Origin of the sequence: Idiomarina sp. 29L (genome assembly GCF_004123135.1) — a bacterium.
GTDB lineage: Bacteria > Pseudomonadota > Gammaproteobacteria > Enterobacterales > Alteromonadaceae > Idiomarina.
Genome location: NZ_SDJS01000003.1, coordinates 214,315 through 231,888, shown reverse-complemented (window position 1 = coordinate 231,888; position 17,574 = coordinate 214,315). Strand labels below are relative to the sequence as shown.

Here is a 17,574-nt window from a genome sequence, read left to right as displayed (position 1 = left end):
ATGCCGAAACTAAACTGGTTTAATCCAATACACTGGCTTTCTCTGGGATTTGGCACTGGGTTAGCCCCAAAAGCACCCGGCACTTTCGGCACCTTAGTCGGCATCCCCTTTGTTTATCTGACTACCCAGCTCACATGGCAATGGCAAATTGGCGTCTTATTAATGGCGACCATTATTGGTGTTTTCCTATGCCAATACACAGCCAAAGCCATGGGTGAACATGACCATCCTTCCATTGTATGGGATGAAATAGTCGGCTACGGCTTCGCCATGTTCGCTTTACCCTTCGAAGCCGTTTGGCTCATCGCCGCCTTCATTCTATTCCGCCTATTCGATATCTGGAAACCCGGCCCCATCGGCTGGTCCGACAAAAAACTCACTGGCGGCACCGGTATCATGATGGACGACGTCATAGCCGGCATCCTAACCACCGCCATCTTGCATGGCGTAGCCCTGATAGTTTAGAGAAATAGCTCTTTCGGAAGCGCTGAGGTTACAGAACATCCTTTTGAGGACGCCCGTAAATACATCCCTGTAGGGCTTGGGCAGCGCCTTCCATGGCGCTGCACACCTCAATAGGATGTCCCGGAACCTTTGAGTGCGCTCCCTTCGATCTATTTCTCTAAATTATCAGGCCTAGATGTATGCAAGAAGGGGAGGTTGAGCACTTGTAAGCGTTAAAAGCATAGAGCTTCCCCCTGGCGGAGTGTCGAAGGCCATGGATGGCCTTCGTCAAGCGTTCATGGATGAACTCGTAGCGTCTCCGCCAGGGGGAAGCTTTATGCTCAAGCGAAGCAAGTGAACAACCTCCCCCTCAGCGCTCGCGTTTTCCCCAATCTAGAAAAAGCGGGCTTTGACTTGGGCTTCGATGCCTTTGGCGTCTAGGTTGAGCTCTGCGCGGATTTCGGCTTGGGATCCGTGTTTGATGAACTCATCGGGGAGTCCGAGTTGCAGGACAGCAATAGACAAGCCTTTATCGGCAAGGTACTCGAGAACGGCACTACCCGCGCCACCTGCTATCACGTTTTCTTCAACGGTGACTAAACTGTCGTGTTTGGCAACGGCGTTTTCAATGGCTTTGGTGTCCAGAGGTTTAACGAAGCGCATATCAATAACGCTTGCGTTTAATGCTTCTGCGGCTTGCATTACCTCTGGCAATAGTGTGCCAAAGTTCAAAAATGCTATTTTCTCACCTTCACGGACGGTTTTGGCTTTACCAACTTCTAATGATTTGGGGTCTCTCAGTTCGCGTCCAACGCCGGCGCCTCTGGGATAGCGAACAGAGGCCGGGCCTTTATACTCATAGCCGGTTGTCAGCATATCCAGGCACTCTTGCTCGTCACTGGGTGTCATTATGACCATATTCGGTATGCAGCGCATATAGCTAATGTCGAAAGCGCCCTGGTGGGTTGGACCGTCGGCGCCAACAATGCCAGCTCGATCGATAGCGAATAATACATCTAAATTCTGCAATGCCACGTCGTGAATGAGCTGATCGTAACCACGCTGTAAGAATGTGGAGTATATAGCGACAACGGGTTTCATGCCGGCAATGGCTAAACCAGCGGCGTACGTGACGCTGTGCTGCTCAGCGATAGCAACATCAAAATATTGCTCAGGGTACGCCTGGGAAAACTCAACCATGCCTGATCCTTCACGCATGGCTGGCGTAATTGCCATAAGGGACTTGTCACTTTGTGCAGTGCTACACAGCCACTGACCAAAAATATCGGAGTAATTTGGAACGCCCGGCGCTTTTTGCGGCAGCTCTGACGATTTCGGGTCAAACTTAGGCACACCGTGGTAGCCGATAGGGTCTTTTTCGGCGGGTTTATAACCTTTGCCTTTTTGCGTCACTATATGCAGTAACTGAGGGCCTTTCAGGTCTTTCATGTTACGTAGGGTCTCGACTAGCGTATTAACGTCGTGACCGTCAATGGGCCCTATGTAGTTGAAACCGAGCTCTTCAAAAATGGTACCCGGCGCCATCATGCCTTTCATATGCTCTTCGGCACGGCTCGCGAAATGACGAATATGAGGCAGCGGACTCAGCAGTTTCTTGCCACTCTCACGTAAAGAGGTATAAAAACGGCCTGACAATAAGCGAGCAAAATGATGGTTTAAAGCACCGACGTTCTCCGAAATCGACATATCATTGTCGTTCAGAATAACCAGCATATCCGGTTTTATGTCACCTGCGTGATTCATGGCTTCAAAGGCCATACCGGCAGTCATAGCGCCGTCACCGATAATGGAAACCACTTTCTGTTCACGCTTTTGACGCTGTGCGGCCACAGCTAGCCCTAGTGCGGCGGATATCGATGTACTCGAGTGGCCAACAGAAAGCACGTCATAGTCGCTTTCTTCACGCCATGGGAAGGGGTGTAACCCGTCCTTTTGGCGAATGCTGTGCAGCTGATCTTTGCGACCTGTCAGAATCTTGTGCGGGTACGCCTGATGACCAACATCCCAAACCAGCTTATCATTTGGCGTGTGGTACACGTAGTGCAAGGCAACAGTGAGTTCCACGGTACCTAAACCTGACGCCAGGTGCCCGCTGCTTTGACTCACGGAGGTCAGCAGAAACTGACGAACTTCAGCGCATAGGTCAGTGAGTTGATTGGGTGACAGTTCACGCAAATCAGCCGGAGAGTTAATTTTATCGAGTAACGGGTAATTTTGTATCATTCGCTCAGTGATCCCGCTTCAGCAGGACATCAGAAAATTGTTCGAGTTTTGCCGTATTGTAAGGGATATCGGCGAGTGACAGTAGTGCTTTCTCATGTAACGAGTTTAAGTATTGCTGAGCCCCGCCGACACCTAATAGTTGAACGTACGTTGATTTATCGGCTGCCGTGTCTGACCCTTGGGGCTTACCAAGCAACTCAGTATTGCTTATAACGTCGAGAATATCATCCTGTACTTGAAATGCGAGCCCCAAATGGGCCGCAAAGGCTTTAAAATGCGGTTGCCACTTTTGGGCTTTTTCTTCACCACAAAGTACGCCTATTATCGCAGCGGCTTCAATTAACGCCCCCGTTTTATGCTTGTGCATGTGCTCCAGCTCGGTCTCATTAACATGCTGGCCTGTGGCTTGTAAGTCAATTGCCTGACCGGCGCACATACCCGCACTACCGCTGGCACGAGCCAATGCGTTCACCATAGACAACTGGCGGTCTGCATTCAACCCACCTAAAGGGGATTCTGACAATAATTCAAAGGCGAGTGTCTGCAGAGCGTCGCCGGCTAAAATAGCGGTCGCTTCATCAAAGGCTATGTGACAGGTAGGTTGGCCGCGTCTTAAATCGTCATTGTCCATAGCCGGTAAATCATCGTGAATCAGCGAATACGCATGAATGAGTTCAATGGCCGCTGCAGCGGTTAAAGCGGCCTGCTTATCACCGTGACAGATATCAGCAATGGTCATTAGTAAATAGGGGCGTACGCGTTTCCCTCCAAGCAGCGCACCGTGCTCCATCGCTCGGGTCAAAGGTTCGTTAATGGAGTGACGAGACAGCTGTTTTTTCAAAAATGCGTCGACTTGCTCGCGCACATCAGCCGTTAACGCATTAATGCTCACATCACTTCTCCGTCATCATTCTCGGCAGAGCCTTCCTGAGCAGCCATGAGTGTCGTAACTTTTTGCTCAGCCTGTTGCAGTTGTTGTTGGCTGGTACGAGCTAATTGAATGGCTTTTTCAAACTTTTCCAGCGACTTTTCAAGTGGCAATTCGCCATGCTCAAGTTCATTAACCAATGACTCTAGCTCTTCTAGCGCCTGCTCAAATGAAGGGGCTTTTTGTTGTTCTGACATAATGCTTCTTGCGCAATTGTTGTGTGTTAGGGCTAATTATCCGATAAAGAATCCCGAATGTCAGCCGATGATCTCATTATTCCTGTGTAACATAACAAGAAGATGCTTGTCAGAGCAGCGCTATTGTTTAAGAATGGAGCGTAGCTGAATGGCAAAAAGTGAATTGGGGAGGAGCACTGAGTGGATATAGCAACGCTCGTTGGGATAATCGGCGCCATTGGCTTCGTTGTCATGGCAATGGTTTTGGGTGGCGATATCAGTTTGTTTATGGATACACGATCGGTATTCATTGTTTTTGGTGGCTCCCTTTTTATTACACTCGCAAACTTCTCCCTGAGCCAGTTCCTGGGTACCGGTAAAGTCCTAGTCAAAGCCTTCTTTTTCAAAATCGAGCACCCGCAAGAACTTATCGATACGGCGGTTGAAATGGCGGATGCTGCGCGTAAAGGTGGATTTTTGGCGCTGGAAGAGGCGGAAATTCCCAACAAGTTTTTTCGTAAAGGTGTCGACATGCTGGTCGATGGTCACGACGCAGAAGTCGTAAGAACAACGCTGTCGAAAGACATAAAAATGAGTTTTGCGCGCCATGAAGAAGGCGCTCGTGTTTTCAAAATTCTGAGCGATGTCGCACCGGCCATGGGTATGATAGGTACGCTTATTGGCTTGGTGGCTATGCTGTCTAATATGGATGACCCTAAAGCCATTGGCCCGGCCATGGCGGTTGCCTTGTTGACGACACTTTACGGTGCGTTTTTGGCTAACGTTATCGCCATTCCAATCGCTAACAAACTGATGTTGCGTGCCGAGCAGGAAAAACTGAATCAGCAGTTGGTTCTTGATGCCATACTCGGTATACAAGACGGGCAAAACCCACGTGTCATTGAAGGTATTTTGCGTAACTACCTGGCTGAATCAAAGCGCGTTGGTGACGGTGACGAGGAAGAGTAAGAATGGCCTCTGAGACAGTAAGAGACGAAGAAGAAGAGTGCGACTGCCCGCCCATCGGCTTGCCGATGTGGATGGCAACATTCGCCGACTTGATGACGCTGTTGATGTGTTTCTTCGTTTTGCTGTTGGCGTTCTCCGAAATGGACGTGCTGAAGTTTAAACAGATAGCCGGTTCGATGAAGTACGCCCTGGGCGTGCAAAATAAAATTGAAGTGAAAGACATACCCAAAGGAACCAGTGTTATCGCTCAGGAATTTCGGCCTGGTCGGCCTGAGCCAACCCCAATAGAAACCATTCAGCAGCAAACCGTTGAAATGACTCAACAAATGCTCGAGTTTCAGGAAGGGCAGTCCGACTTTGCCGGCGGTCAGCAAACCGAGCGTGGCGGTCAGGAAGCCGATAGTAAAGAAGACGAAAAACAGGCTGAGTCTGAAAATACTGAAGCCATGACTCAGGTTTCACAAGAACTCATGCGCCGCATTGAACAACAGCTCGAGAACGAAATAAAAGCCGGTACTATTGAGCTGGAACAGCACGGTCAGCAAATTATTATTCGCATTCGTGAACAAGGCTCTTTCCCGGAAGGCTCGGCTTTCTTACAGCCGCAATTCCGCCCAATTATTCAGCAAGTAGCGACAGCACTTAAAGAGATTCCGGGCGAAATTACCATTTCCGGACACAGTGACAACGAGCAAGTTGTGTCAGAGATTTACTCTTCACGCTGGGATCTTTCCAGTAAACGAGCGGTTGCCGTAGCTGAAGAAATGATGAAGGTGGATGACTTCAGTGAAGACCGCATGGTAGTTATGGGGTATTCAGACACCAAACCGCTGGTTCCTAATAACTCTGAAGAGAATCGTCGCCGTAACCGTCGGGTTGAAATATCGGTGATGCAGGGTAAAGCGGCCGAGTCTGAGCAACAGGTTGACGTGATAGACTAAGCGCTGGTTTCTGGCGCTTAGGACACGTATAATTGCCGACTTTCTCACAAAGCCAAATGATATTGCTATGAAGTTTGTTGTCCGCCTGCACGCCGAAATCACCATTAAAAGCGCATCGGTTCGAAAACGCCACGGTAAGGTGTTAACCAATAATTTGCGCAAAATTTTGGCACCGATACATTCGTCCATTTATGTTAAGTGGCTGTGGGATCGTATTGAGGTCGCGGCGGAGACCGATAGCAACGACGCGCGCGACGCGATACGCGAGGCACTGAGACATACTCCGGGAATTTCCTGGTTTGCCGAAGTTATTGAGCAGCCATTAACGACCTTTGACGATATTGCTGAACTCGTTGGTGAGCACTGGAATCGTCGCCTGCAAGGCAAAAGTTTTGCGGTGCGAGTCAAACGCCAAGGCAAGCACGAATTTAATTCTCAGCAGCTTGAACGCTACATCGGTGGTTATCTTTTAAAGCATTCAGAAAACGCTCGTGTGCAATTAACTCGGCCAGATGAAGAAGTACAACTGCAGATTACCAATCAAGTAGTGCATCTTATTGGTGAACGCATTGATGGTATTGGCGGTTTCCCCATTCCAACTCAAGAGACGGTGTTGTCACTGCTAAGTGGTGGGTTTGACTCCGGCGTTGCCAGCTATGAGTTTATTCGCCGTGGCGCCCGTACTCATTTCTGCTTTTTCAACTTAGGTGGCGACGCTCACGAAGTGGCGGTGCGTCAAATTGCTTATTTCCTTTGGAAAAAATACAGCTCATCGCATCCAATTAAATTTATCAGTGTCGACTTTGCACCCATCGTTGATGACATTCTGACGAATGTTGATAATGGTCAAATGGGGGTTGTGCTTAAGCGTCAAATGCTTCGGGCGGCATCAAAAGTTGCTCATTATGTTAAAGCGCAAGCGCTGGTCACTGGTGAAGCAATGGGTCAAGTCTCCAGCCAAACATTGTCTAATCTGCGAGTGATTGATCAGGCAACACCGGCCTTAGTATTACGTCCGCTTATCACTAAGGACAAACAAGAAATTGTCGACGAGGCGAAGAAAATAGGCACTGAACCGTTAGCGAAATCGATTCCTGAGTACTGTGGAGTCATTTCTAATAAACCGACAGTGAAAGCCTTGCCTGACGTTATCGAGGCGGAAGAAGCAAAGCTGAACCCGGATCTTTTAGATCAGGTTGTGCGCGCATCCAATGTATTGAGTATGCAGGACATTGCAGAACAGACTGAAAATGAATTGCAAATGCCGGATGCAACAGCGGAACTCAGCAAGCAGAGTGTCATCATAGATATTCGTAACGATGATGAAATTGAAGCGGCACCTTTGAGTGTCAGTGCGGATGTCATCGAAATTCCGTTTTTCAAATTGGCGTCTAAGTTTCCTGAATTAGACCAGAGTCGCGACTATTTACTCTATTGTGACCAGGGAATTATGAGCCGTATGCAGGCGTTGCTATTGCACGAAAATGGCTTTAACAACGTATCTGTTTATAAGCCTGATTAAAGAGACGTATTTATGCTGGCACGATTGCTGTTTTTTCTTCTGTTGAGTGTCGCGACGGTCCTGTTTTTGTGGCAATTCCCAAACACCGGCGCGCAGAGTATTCCCTACCTGGATAAGCTCGTTCATTTTGGAATATTTTTCGTGCTGGCGATGACTTTTCACAGAGCGTTCGCATTGTCAGCGAAGTTGTCTTTATTGTTTTTGGCCTGCTATGGCTTGGCCATTGAGATTGCACAAAGTTATGCACCTGGACGTGGTGCCGATGTCTATGACTGGATAGCTGACGCCTGTGGCGTTATTGCTTACTTTGCGCTCCATCACATACGAAAAAAGTCGCGCTCTTAGCGCGACTTTTTAGGTTTTTTTGGCTTAGCCGACTTTTTCCCTTTTGTCTGTTTCTTTGTCTTTTTCTTCGGCTTAGATTTTTTTGTCGACGGGAATTTGTACTGAGGGCGCAGTCCTTCAATAACACGCCTGTCGAGTTGAGTATCTAAGTAACGCTCAATCCGGCCGAGCAACAATGCATCATGTGCTTCGACTAATGAAATAGCCGTACCTTTTTGCCCACCGCGAGCCGTCCGGCCAATACGATGCACATACACATCGGCTTGCTTGGGTAAGTCGTAATTAACAACTAGCGAAATATCATCAATATCTAACCCACGCGCGGCCACGTCAGTAGCAACCAGAGTAATATCCTGACTCTCTTTCAGTGTATTAATAATTTGCTGGCGCTCATTCTGAGGCATGTCACCTCTTAGCGTGACAATCTTGCGGGTATCAGTAAATTCACTGCGCAAGAAGTTAGCGACTATTTCCACCCGCTCTCGAGTGCGAACAAAGACAAACTGACGACCTTTAAAGTCCTTTAGGGATGAGATTAAAAGTTTACGCTTGTGCTCATCGGTGTCAGCCAAATGAATCCACTGAACAATTTTACCGCGTTCGCGCTTGGGTGGTTGCACGTCGATGTATTCGGGCTCATTTAAAAGCTCTTTGGAGAATTTAATAACCCCAGAGCTGCCCAGTGTTGCAGAGAACAACAGTGACTGCTGTCTGTGTCGGGCCTGCAACGCCATTTCTTTTACTGAAGCGGCAAAGCCCATATCCAACATTCTGTCAGCTTCATCAATGACCAGCCACTCAACACTTTCTAAGTTGTACTGTTCGGCCTCCAGTAAATCCATCAAGCGGCCAGGCGTTGCGACCAACAGATCGTGACTTTTTTCTAGTTGAGACAACTGGCTTCCATAGTTAATGCCGCCGGTGACCACCACCGACGACAAACCGGTAGCCTCAGAGAACAGCGACGCTTGTTGGTGAATCTGTTCAGCCAACTCACGAGTCGGCGCCAACACCAAAATCCGGGCCGGGCCTGGTTGCTTGCGAGGGAAGTCCAATAAGTGCTGCAGCGCCGGCAATAAAAACGCTAAGGTTTTACCGGTGCCTGTCGGCGCACTCACTAACAAGTCCCGGCCGTCGAGCGCTTGTGGAATACTTAACTGTTGAACTTTCGCCGGTTTGTTTAAATCGGCTGCTTTGAGAACGCCAATTAAGCGATCATCCAGTTCTAACTCTTCCCAGTCTGGGACCATTGTTTTTCCTCTTTAAAACAAATTAACGCAACAGCAGCAGAGCTGAGTTGGTTGTTTGTAAAATGCTAGTGGTCGTGCTGCCCACCAAGAACTGGCGAATGCGCGAATGACCATAGGCACCCATTACCAGCACATCAATATTGTGTTCATTCTGGTAGGCGTGAAGAGTTGATTCAACCTCTCCTGAGCGCACTTCAAAGCGCACGTCGTGACCTAGTTCCCGTAAATGGTTAGCCGCTGACTCTATTGCCGCATGGTTGTCGTTAGTGTCGGCGCCAACCATGACCAAGTGTAAAGGCAGACCTTTAAAAATCGGGCTTTCAGCAAGTAAGCGTATGCCTTTGCGTGACGAATCGCTGCCATCGTATGCCAACATAACACTTTTCGGTTCTGTGAATTCTTCAGGTGCCACCAAAATAGGGCGACGCATGGTTCTTACCACGGTTTCCAGTTGGCTGCCAATGCGATTAGTGCGGGTTGTGCTTTCACCATGTAAACCCATGACCAGCAGGCGCATAGAGTCTTCAATTTCGTGCAACGATTCGGCTAAGTCACCATGACGTTGACGTAGGTGTACTTGCTCGACACCGTCTTCCTGAGCGCGGGTTTTCGCGCTTTCCAGCATATGGTGACCCTGCTCTAAAGCCAGTTTACTGCGCTGTTGGTCGAGTTCGGCGAGCTGTTCCAGTAAAGCTTCGCGACTGCCCAAGCCAATATTGCCGGTCATATCCGTTTCAGTCGGGTAGCGCGCTTCATCCAACACGTGGAACAGTGTTAATGGGGTGTCTAAACGCAGCGCCGCCCAGCTGGCGTAGTCACAAACTGACTGTGTCGAGGCAGAACCGTCAATACAAGCAACAACATGTTTCATCATCGAATTCCTTTTTAGTGACCGCCCATTAATTTATCAACCGCTTCTGGTTTGTCGTGAACACCAAACCGATCGACAATCGTAGCGCTGGCTTCGTTAAGACCAACCACTTCAACATCAGCACCTTCACGGCGAAACTTCACTACTGCACGGTCAAGTGCTTCAACGGCGGTAATATCCCAGAAATGGGCATTGCTCACGTCAATAACAACCCGTTCAACACCTTCTTTAAAGTCAAATGCGGCGAGAAACTTCTCAGAAGAGCTAAAGAACACCTGGCCGACAACGCGATACGTGCGTTTAATGCCATCCGCATCAATATCCGACTTAATATACAGATAATGCCCGATTTTGTTGGCAAAGAACATGGCGGCTAACAGCACGCCGACTAAAACGCCTAATGCCAAGTTGTGTGTTGCGACAACAACCGCAACCGTACTCACCATAACGATATTGGTCGACAGTGGATGCTTCTTCAAGTCTCGAATAGAGCTCCAGCTAAAGGTACCAATAGAAACCATGATCATGACTGCAACCAACGCTGCCATGGGTATTTGTACCAAAATATTGTCCAGCACTAAGACCATAATCAGCAGGAAAATACCCGCAACCAAGGTGGATAGGCGCGTACGACCGCCCGATTTCACATTAATAATCGACTGACCAATCATGGCGCAGCCCGCCATGCCGCCAAGTAAACCAGAACCGATATTGGCTATGCCCTGACCTTTACATTCGCGGTTTTTGTCGCTGGAGGTATCGGTTAAGTCATCAACAATGGTTGCCGTCATCAGTGATTCAAGAATACCGACAACCGCCAATGCCGCAGAATAAGGGAAAATAATGGCTAAGGTCTCGAAGTTTAAAGGTACATCAGGCCATAAGAATATCGGCAATGCATCTGGAAGTTCGCCCATATCACCAACGGTGCGAATGTCTAAACCTAAAAACACCGCGACAATGGTTAACGACACAATACAAACTAGCGGAGAGGGTAAAATTTTTCCGATAACCGGAATGTAAGGGAATCCGTAAATAATTGCTAAACCGGCTGCGGTCATTGCGTAGACATGCCAGGTGACATTAGTCAGCTCAGGTAACTGAGCCATAAATATCAAAATAGCCAAAGCATTCACAAAGCCTGTCACCACCGAGCGTGACACAAAGCGCATGAGGTCTCCTAACTTGAGATAGCCCGCAATTATTTGCAGCACACCGGTCAATAGGGTGGCAGCGAGCAGGTATTCAAGCCCGTGGTCTTTGACCAGAGTGACCATTAGCAGTGCCATAGCACCGGTTGCGGCAGATATCATGCCCGGGCGCCCACCCGTAAAAGCGATAACCACAGCAATACAGAAAGAAGCGTATAAGCCTATTTTTGGATCAACGCCGGCAATGATGGAGAATGCGATGGCTTCAGGAATTAGCGCTAGAGCAACGACAATACCTGAGAGCAAATCACCACGTATATTAGAAAACCAGTTCTGCTGGATAGACTTCAACATAGTTAAATGACACCAAATTTTAAATAACACATATAAAAGCGGCCGGAATGGCCAGAAAAGCAGTGAACAGCCTACTGCGCACCTGTGACAAGGAAGTGACGGCTAGGGTGGCGTAATACGCGTCAGCACGTAGGTGGCTCCTTATGGTTTGAGGCTGGTCAAAAAAAGAGCGCGAATTTTAGCATAAAATGTGCCAACTACAAGTGCTTTCCTCGCCAGTGTAGCCTGACATTTATGTCAGGTGCGATATCTGACCTGACATAAATGTCAGGCTACAAACTCTGCTCCCGCTCAGGTAACAAGCTAATCGCCATGGTAGATAGCGCCAATAACAGCGTTGATATCATTAGGCAAGCAACCAGCCCCCATTGCTGATACACCCAACCAGATAAAACCGTACCTAATAGGCGTCCGGCAGCATTGGCCATATAATAAAAACCAACGTCCAGCGACACCCCGTCAGCGCGTGAATAAGCCACAATTAAATAACTGTGCAGCGACGAATTGATGGCGAACAAAATACCGAATAGCCCTAAGCCAATAATAATGCTTTGAGCAATCGGTAAGTATTGCCAAAGTGCCAGAGCAAGCGCTAGCGGGCTCAGCGTCAGTAGGGCGTTCCATACCACCGCCTGAGTTTTGGGCACGTCCTTGCTGCTTTTTGTGAATTTAGGCGCAATGCTTTGCACAAAACCGTAGCCAATAACCCATAAGGCCAAAAAGCTGCCCACCTGCCAATGATTCCAGTTAAGCTGACTGGCAAGGAATACCGGCAGTGCGACCACAAACCAGACATCGCGCGCACCGAACAATAAAAAACGCGCGCCCGATAGAATATTAATAGGACGGCTTTTGGATAAAATGTCTTTAAATTTAGGCTTGAACTTTGCCTTGCCGGACTCCTTTTTCAGGAAGATTAAACTGCCTGTCCAGACAACAACGAGCATTATCGCCATAGCCAGTACCGCACCCTGAAAACCAATTAAGGTAAGCAGGAGTCCGCCCAGGAAAAAGCCAACGCCTTTTAAGGTGTTCTTCGATCCCGTCAGTATCGCTACCCACTTGTATAGCTGACCCTGCTTGTCGTCCGGCACCAGCAGTTTGATAGTGCTTTTGGCGCTCATTTTATTGAGGTCTTTGGCAATGCCGGACAAGGCCTGCGCGGCCATCACCCAAATGACGGTGAGCATAGAGCTGGGCACCAGTAGCATGGCAAGTGCCACAATTTGTATACCGAGCCCAATGTTCATGGTTCTGTTGAGCCCCCAGAGAGCTCCCAGCCAGCCGCCAAACAGGTTGGTAACTACACCAAAAAACTCATAGAACAAGAACAGCATGGCCACTTCCAGTGCACTGTAGCCCAACTGGTGGAATTGCAGCACCACCAGCATACGCAGTGCGCCGTCAGTCAGAGTAAAAGCCCAATAATTACCCGTAACAATTAAGTATTGGCGTATGGCCGGGGACAGCTGACTGAGCATTAGCCGACTTTTTCCACCAGTTCAACCGCACGGTTGGCATAACCCCATTCATTGTCGTACCAGGCATAAATTTTTATGTGTGTGCCGTTAATGACCTTAGTTGACAGGGCATCCACAATGCTTGAGCGAGGGTCAGTTTTGTAATCTATCGACACTAACGGGCGCTCTTCGTAACCCAGAATGCCTTTAAGTTCACCTTCTGCGGCTTCTTTCATCCAGTCGTTAACCTCTTCAACAGAAGTGGCTTTTTCCACTTCGAATACACAGTCGGTTAACGATGCATTGGCTAAAGGAACACGTACTGCATGTCCATCAATTTTGTCTTTCAGCTCTGGGAAAATCTCCACAATAGCAGTAGCCGAACCGGTGGACGTCGGAATTAAACTCAAGCCGCAGGCGCGGGCCCGACGTAAGTCTTTGTGCGGCGCGTCCAGAATGGTCTGAGTGTTGGTTAAATCGTGAATGGTGGTAATAGACCCATGCTTAATACCTATTTTTTCCTGCAACACTTTAACCACAGGCGCCAGACAGTTGGTGGTGCAGGACGCGGCAGTGATTATCTGATGCTTATCAGGATCATAAAGGTGGTCATTAACGCCCATAACAATGTTCAAAGCGCCGGGCTCTTTGACCGGAGCTGAGACCACAACTCGTTTAACACCCTGTGACAGGTAATCGTTGAGCACCTTCACGGTTTTCATCTTGCCGGAGGCTTCTAAAACCACATCACAACCACTCCAGTCGTTGTCTGCAATGGTTTTGTGTTGATGAAAAGCAATGCGTGTATCGCCTATGATCAGAGCATTATCTTCCGCCGTGGCTTCATACGTCCAGCGGCCATGCACGGAGTCAAAGTTCAGCAAGTGCGCAAAGGTCGCCGCATCTGCGCCCGGATCATTTACCTGAACGACTTCCAGTTCAGGATTTTCCCAGGCTATCCGGAGTGCCAAACGACCAATACGACCCAAACCATTAATTCCAACTTTAATCGTCATAATTATTCACTCCTAAACCAATGTTTTGTGCGATTCGCGAACCACACCAAAGAGAGCATCACGGGGACTTCTACCAGCACGCCCACAACGGTGGCTAACGCCGCGCCGGACTGCAAACCAAATAATGAAATAGCGACGGCTACCGCCAGCTCAAAAAAGTTAGAGGTGCCAATAAGGCAGGCTGGTGCCGCAATGCGGTGCGGCAGTTTAATAAGTAACGCAATAATAAAAGTGATAGCAAAAATGCCGTAGGTTTGAATCAGCAGCGGGGTTGCTATCATGGCAATGTCTAACGGGCGTGTTAGTAACACCTCAGCCTGGAAGCCGAATAGCAGCACTACCGTTAACAATAACCCAATAATAGACCAGGGCTTCATGCGAGCATCAAAGGCTTGTAGTGCGGAATCGACATTATGCTGCTTCGATGTTGCTTTGCTCTTTAGTCGTTGGCGCGTTAACAGCCCGGCAATAAGCGGTGCTACCACGTATAAGCCAACGCTGAGCAGTAGCGTTTGCCAGGGCACAATAATATCGGTAATCCCCAGCAGCAGGGCGGCTATGGGGGCGAAGGCAAAAATCATAATGACGTCGTTAACCGACACCTGTACCAGCGTATAACTGGCATCGCCTTTGGTCAGTTGGCTCCAGATAAACACCATAGCTGTGCACGGAGCAACACCGAGTAGAATGACCCCGGCCAGGTATTCGTTAGCGGTCTCCGGCTGAATAAAGTCAGCAAATACGCCTTTGAAAAACAGCCAGCCGACCAGTGCCATAGTAAAGGGTTTTACCAGCCAATTAATGACCACGGTAAGAATAAGCCCTTTCGGCTCTTTAGCGATTTGAGTAATCGACTCAAAGTTTACCTGCACCATCACCGGATAAATCATCAGCCAAATCAGTACGGCGATAATCAGGTTAACTTGCGCAAACTCAATACCTGACAAAACCTCAAAAATTGCCGGGAATACGTTGCCCAGTAAGGTTCCTGAAATAATCGTCAGAGCAACCCAAACCGATAAAAATCGTTCAAACACACCCATTATCGACATCCTTGATTTGTTGAGGAATTAACGACGCGTGATAAGTCGCAGTAGTCTTAATGATAGTCGCCATCCAGTCCTGTAGGGCGGGATTAATTCGATAGTAAACCCAGCGCTGATCTTTACGGTCGGCCAGCAACCCGTATTCGCGCAGCTGCGCCAAATGCCGCGACACTTTGGGCTGTGACATACCGGTTGCATCGACAAACTGGCAAACACATAATTCGCCATGGTGTTGCAGCATTAAAATCATTTGCAGACGCAGCGGGTCAGCGAGAATTTTGAAGAACTCATGCGGCGCATCAAACAGCTGCGGACGGTCACTTTTCTTGCGTAAAATAAGCAACAGCATCTTTATCCGTTCGCTTAATTCATGCGCCGTTTTCTTAAATGCATCCGCTTTTTTGCTGGTTACCGGGTCGGGAAAGTCCCAGGCAATGAAATGCTGATCACCGCACAAAGTCTGGCACTCGGTGCGAGCCCGATCACACAGGCTTATCACGTAATCAAAGCTATTGAGATCAATTTCATCAAGCGCTTTTGAGTGCAGTCCATCAGTTTCAACACCCAAGTGCTCTAATGCCGCTAAAGCTCCCGGTTCAGGTTGTGTCGGCTCAGTACCCGCACTGGCAACCTCAAAGTCATCACCAGCAAACTGCCGAAAAATAGCCTCCGCCATCAAAGAGCGCGCAGAATTTGCCGTACACAGAAACAAAACTTTCGTCATCAGGTAACACCATATATTCGATATCCCATATATATGCTATACCGAATATATTGACTGCGCAATAGCCAAGCTGGGAAGAGGGCCGGTTGTCACTTGTTTCGCTTGAGCATTGAACCTCCTGTGGCGGAGACGCTACGAGTTCATCCATGAACGCTTGACGAAGGCCATCCTTGGCCTTCGACACTCCGCCACAGGAGGTTCAACACTCGTAACGCTTACAAGTGAGCAACCGGCCCTATCTACCATTGGTCGTGTGGGGGAATGGACCATGAGTGCGCCCAATGGTTTCGGGAGCTACTGAGGAGGTGTGCAGCGCCATGGATGGCGCTGCCCAAGCCCTACAGGGATGTATTCACGGGCGTCCTCCGCAGTAGCTCCTGAAACCTCAGCGCTCGTGGTTCAATCCCTCCACCCGCTCTATAGGCCCAGTACGTCTTTGCCTTGTTTGAAGGTGACGTCAACGGGGATGCCGGCGTCGGCGAGTTTGTCGAGGTCGGCTTTGAGCTGTGGGCTGACAACGCCTAAGGTTGCAACCAGCTCAGCGACACCGTTGTAGTCGCCGTCGCCTTGTAGGGTCAGAATTTTTTCTGAAAGGCTATTCATGGCGGCACGCATTTTGTCCATATCAATGGCGTATTGGCCTTTTTCATTGCGCTTGAAGGCGCCTTCGTCGGCAAAGTAGTTGAAACGAATCATGTTGGCTTTGCCGTGGGCACTGGATGCACCAAAACGCACTGAACGGAAAATGCTCGCCATAAAGGTGGTGTAGTAATCTTCCAATTCGCCTTCGGCTAAAACGCCTTGTTCAAACAATTGTGTGACCATGTAAAGCCCCAGAATATCGGCCTTGCCTTCCTCTAGCGCAGAAGCGTGTTCTTTCAATGCTGAACGCACTGTGCCTTTGTCATTTAGCGTGTTTTTAATGCCCAGGCCATGAGCGACTTCATGGAACATGGTATTAGCAAAGAACGCATTAAACGTAATGTTCTCGCGCTGTTCTGGCACAATCAGCTGTTCGGCAATAGGCACCAAAATCTTATCAAATTTAGCCTGCATGGCGTTTTTCAGTTGTAGACGGCGGGTGCCTTTTTCTAACTGCACTTCTTCGTCATTTGGCAGGTTGATAGCAATAGTCTTGCTGCCCGCGTTAGAGTGCCCGGCATAGTAGACCGCATCGTAAGCGTTTAGCTGGGCATTAGCGCCCGGCATTTCAGCTTTGTAAGCGTCTTCAACCGGCAAGCCGCGTTGTAATTCAGGTAAGTACTCGGCGTATTTCGCTAAGCGGTCACTCCAGGCTTTGTCCTTAATCAAAACATAAGACTCAAATGCCGTTTTGTAGCCGTACAAGTGGTCTTCGTAGTTCTCAATAGGGCCAATAACGACATCAATCTCGTTGTCGGTCATGTCCATCCACGCCATATCAGACGGTTGGTATTCATTACTTAAAAACGCATCGGCACGTAAGCGCAGGTATTTGGCGAACTCTTTACTTTCCGCAAGATCCGCTGCCTGACGAAGTAACTCAGCTGCCTCGGTTAGTGACTCATTGAAAGCTTCAGAGTAAGGAACCGTCATTAAATCGCCGTTCTCATCACGGCGTAATAACGTGTAAAGACTGTCTTTATTGGCTAGATCAGCGTTCTCAAACTCAACCTTGGTCATATCTTCCGGGTAGAAGTTGGCGCCGGCAGGCTTGTCGTCAAAGCCAGTTAAAAACGGTTGATTGTTGTTGAGGCGATCCCACGGACCGTAGTTTATCACCGTGAACTCTTTAGCGCGTTCTTCTACCTTTGTCAGCAGCTTCTCTTTGTTTCCGGGGAATGCCTGCTGCCAAAATAGCTCGTCCATTATTTTCGACGCATCAATCAGTAAGCCGATCATTTTTTTCTGGTCGCTGGATAAATGCGACAGGTCACTGGTCAATTCATACGGCGTGTAAATATCGAGCCGGTGCTCTTTTCCTTCAATCAATTGATAGCTTTTTGGAGCCGCGCTTTGGGTATCTTCAGTTGTTGATTGTTGACCGCATGCGGCTATAGCAAGCGCTAACGGGGCAATAAAAAAGGCTGATTTTTTCATAATGATACTTTTGTCAAATTGAGTTGTTGGAAAGTTCTGTTAATCTACTGCTAT

General features: G+C 48.6%; 16 protein-coding genes. 5 read left to right on the top strand and 11 right to left on the bottom strand.

The features are described from left to right. On the top strand, window positions 1-465 hold the full coding sequence (locus EST55_RS08500; RefSeq protein WP_100691504.1) for a phosphatidylglycerophosphatase A: 465 nt from the start codon (window positions 1-3) through the stop codon (window positions 463-465). Between the two features lie 372 nt (window positions 466-837). Here the strand turns inward: EST55_RS08500 and dxs are convergent, their stop codons facing one another. Genes dxs through EST55_RS08485 form a run of 3 tightly spaced genes read right to left on the bottom strand, consistent with a single transcriptional unit; the run spans window position 838 to window position 3,813 of the window. Beyond that, window positions 838-2,688 (bottom strand): 1-deoxy-D-xylulose-5-phosphate synthase, encoded by a 1,851-nt coding sequence (gene dxs / locus EST55_RS08495; RefSeq protein WP_129497139.1) that lies wholly within the window; start codon window positions 2,686-2,688, stop codon window positions 838-840. A 4-nt stretch (window positions 2,689-2,692) separates the two neighbouring features. Continuing rightward, the gene (locus EST55_RS08490) at window positions 2,693-3,580 is read right to left on the bottom strand and encodes a farnesyl diphosphate synthase (protein WP_129497138.1); all 888 of its coding nucleotides are present in this window, start codon (window positions 3,578-3,580) and stop codon (window positions 2,693-2,695) included. Beyond that, window positions 3,577-3,813, bottom strand: a complete 237-nt coding sequence (locus EST55_RS08485) for an exodeoxyribonuclease VII small subunit (protein ID WP_129497137.1) — start codon at window positions 3,811-3,813, stop codon at window positions 3,577-3,579. Before EST55_RS08485 ends, EST55_RS08490 begins: the two co-directional genes overlap by 4 nt. Before the next feature lie 180 nt (window positions 3,814-3,993). Between EST55_RS08485 and pomA the strand changes: the two genes are divergently transcribed. The 4 genes from pomA (at window position 3,994) to EST55_RS08465 (ending at window position 7,569) form a co-directional block, all read left to right on the top strand. After that, the gene (gene pomA, locus EST55_RS08480) at window positions 3,994-4,761 is read left to right on the top strand and encodes a flagellar motor protein PomA (protein ID WP_100691507.1); all 768 of its coding nucleotides are present in this window, start codon (window positions 3,994-3,996) and stop codon (window positions 4,759-4,761) included. A gap of 2 nt (window positions 4,762-4,763) precedes the next feature. Further along, window positions 4,764-5,702, top strand: a complete 939-nt coding sequence (locus tag EST55_RS08475; protein ID WP_129497136.1) for a flagellar motor protein MotB — start codon at window positions 4,764-4,766, stop codon at window positions 5,700-5,702. Between the two features lie 67 nt (window positions 5,703-5,769). Further along, the gene (thiI, locus tag EST55_RS08470) at window positions 5,770-7,224 is read left to right on the top strand and encodes a tRNA uracil 4-sulfurtransferase ThiI (protein WP_129497135.1); all 1,455 of its coding nucleotides are present in this window, start codon (window positions 5,770-5,772) and stop codon (window positions 7,222-7,224) included. A 12-nt stretch (window positions 7,225-7,236) separates the two neighbouring features. Then, window positions 7,237-7,569 (top strand): VanZ family protein, encoded by a 333-nt coding sequence (locus tag EST55_RS08465; protein ID WP_129497134.1) that lies wholly within the window; start codon window positions 7,237-7,239, stop codon window positions 7,567-7,569. On the opposite strand, the gene srmB is transcribed toward EST55_RS08465, so the two are convergent. From srmB to EST55_RS08425, 8 genes are all read right to left on the bottom strand, one after another. Beyond that, a complete protein-coding gene (srmB, locus tag EST55_RS08460; RefSeq protein ID WP_129497133.1) occupies window positions 7,566-8,819 on the bottom strand; it encodes an ATP-dependent RNA helicase SrmB in 1,254 nt (417 codons plus the stop codon). The genes EST55_RS08465 and srmB overlap by 4 nt on opposite strands. Before the next feature lie 22 nt (window positions 8,820-8,841). Next, window positions 8,842-9,690 carry a universal stress protein gene (locus EST55_RS08455; protein WP_129497228.1) on the bottom strand — a complete coding sequence of 283 codons (849 nt, stop codon included), beginning with the start codon at window positions 9,688-9,690 and terminating at the stop codon, window positions 8,842-8,844. Window positions 9,691-9,704: 14 nt separating this feature from the next. Continuing rightward, window positions 9,705-11,195, bottom strand: coding sequence for a SulP family inorganic anion transporter (locus tag EST55_RS08450; RefSeq protein WP_129497132.1), 1,491 nt, complete (start codon window positions 11,193-11,195; stop codon window positions 9,705-9,707). A 272-nt stretch (window positions 11,196-11,467) separates the two neighbouring features. Then, complete coding sequence (gene arsJ, locus EST55_RS08445; protein ID WP_129497131.1) at window positions 11,468-12,676, bottom strand: organoarsenical effux MFS transporter ArsJ; 1,209 nt, start codon at window positions 12,674-12,676, stop codon at window positions 11,468-11,470. After that, a complete protein-coding gene (locus EST55_RS08440) occupies window positions 12,676-13,671 on the bottom strand; it encodes an ArsJ-associated glyceraldehyde-3-phosphate dehydrogenase (RefSeq protein WP_129497130.1) in 996 nt (331 codons plus the stop codon). Before EST55_RS08440 ends, arsJ begins: the two co-directional genes overlap by 1 nt. A gap of 2 nt (window positions 13,672-13,673) precedes the next feature. Further along, window positions 13,674-14,714 carry an ACR3 family arsenite efflux transporter gene (gene arsB / locus EST55_RS08435; RefSeq protein WP_129497129.1) on the bottom strand — a complete coding sequence of 347 codons (1,041 nt, stop codon included), beginning with the start codon at window positions 14,712-14,714 and terminating at the stop codon, window positions 13,674-13,676. Continuing rightward, entirely contained in the window at window positions 14,701-15,441 is a 741-nt protein-coding gene (locus EST55_RS08430) for a metalloregulator ArsR/SmtB family transcription factor (protein ID WP_129497128.1), read from the bottom strand. Before EST55_RS08430 ends, arsB begins: the two co-directional genes overlap by 14 nt. A gap of 417 nt (window positions 15,442-15,858) precedes the next feature. Then, window positions 15,859-17,520 (bottom strand): Zn-dependent hydrolase, encoded by a 1,662-nt coding sequence (locus tag EST55_RS08425; RefSeq protein WP_129497127.1) that lies wholly within the window; start codon window positions 17,518-17,520, stop codon window positions 15,859-15,861. Window positions 17,521-17,574 lie beyond the last annotated feature (54 nt).

Excerpts from the sequence above, each read along its gene's own strand:
- EST55_RS08430 (WP_129497128.1), bottom strand. The coding sequence starts at position 15,441 with ATGACGAAAGTTTTGTTTCTGTGTACGGCAAATTCTGCGCGCTCTTTG.
- EST55_RS08450 (WP_129497132.1), bottom strand. The coding sequence starts at position 11,195 with ATGTTGAAGTCTATCCAGCAGAACTGGTTTTCTAATATACGTGGTGAT.
- EST55_RS08425 (WP_129497127.1), bottom strand. The coding sequence starts at position 17,520 with ATGAAAAAATCAGCCTTTTTTATTGCCCCGTTAGCGCTTGCTATAGCC.
- EST55_RS08455 (WP_129497228.1), bottom strand. The coding sequence starts at position 9,690 with ATGAAACATGTTGTTGCTTGTATTGACGGTTCTGCCTCGACACAGTCA.
- EST55_RS08465 (WP_129497134.1), top strand. The coding sequence starts at position 7,237 with ATGCTGGCACGATTGCTGTTTTTTCTTCTGTTGAGTGTCGCGACGGTC.
- EST55_RS08500 (WP_100691504.1), top strand. The coding sequence starts at position 1 with ATGCCGAAACTAAACTGGTTTAATCCAATACACTGGCTTTCTCTGGGA.
- dxs (WP_129497139.1), bottom strand. The coding sequence starts at position 2,688 with ATGATACAAAATTACCCGTTACTCGATAAAATTAACTCTCCGGCTGAT.
- EST55_RS08440 (WP_129497130.1), bottom strand. The coding sequence starts at position 13,671 with ATGACGATTAAAGTTGGAATTAATGGTTTGGGTCGTATTGGTCGTTTG.
- EST55_RS08485 (WP_129497137.1), bottom strand. The coding sequence starts at position 3,813 with ATGTCAGAACAACAAAAAGCCCCTTCATTTGAGCAGGCGCTAGAAGAG.
- thiI (WP_129497135.1), top strand. The coding sequence starts at position 5,770 with ATGAAGTTTGTTGTCCGCCTGCACGCCGAAATCACCATTAAAAGCGCA.
- arsB (WP_129497129.1), bottom strand. The coding sequence starts at position 14,714 with ATGGGTGTGTTTGAACGATTTTTATCGGTTTGGGTTGCTCTGACGATT.
- EST55_RS08475 (WP_129497136.1), top strand. The coding sequence starts at position 4,764 with ATGGCCTCTGAGACAGTAAGAGACGAAGAAGAAGAGTGCGACTGCCCG.
- arsJ (WP_129497131.1), bottom strand. The coding sequence starts at position 12,676 with ATGCTCAGTCAGCTGTCCCCGGCCATACGCCAATACTTAATTGTTACG.
- srmB (WP_129497133.1), bottom strand. The coding sequence starts at position 8,819 with ATGGTCCCAGACTGGGAAGAGTTAGAACTGGATGATCGCTTAATTGGC.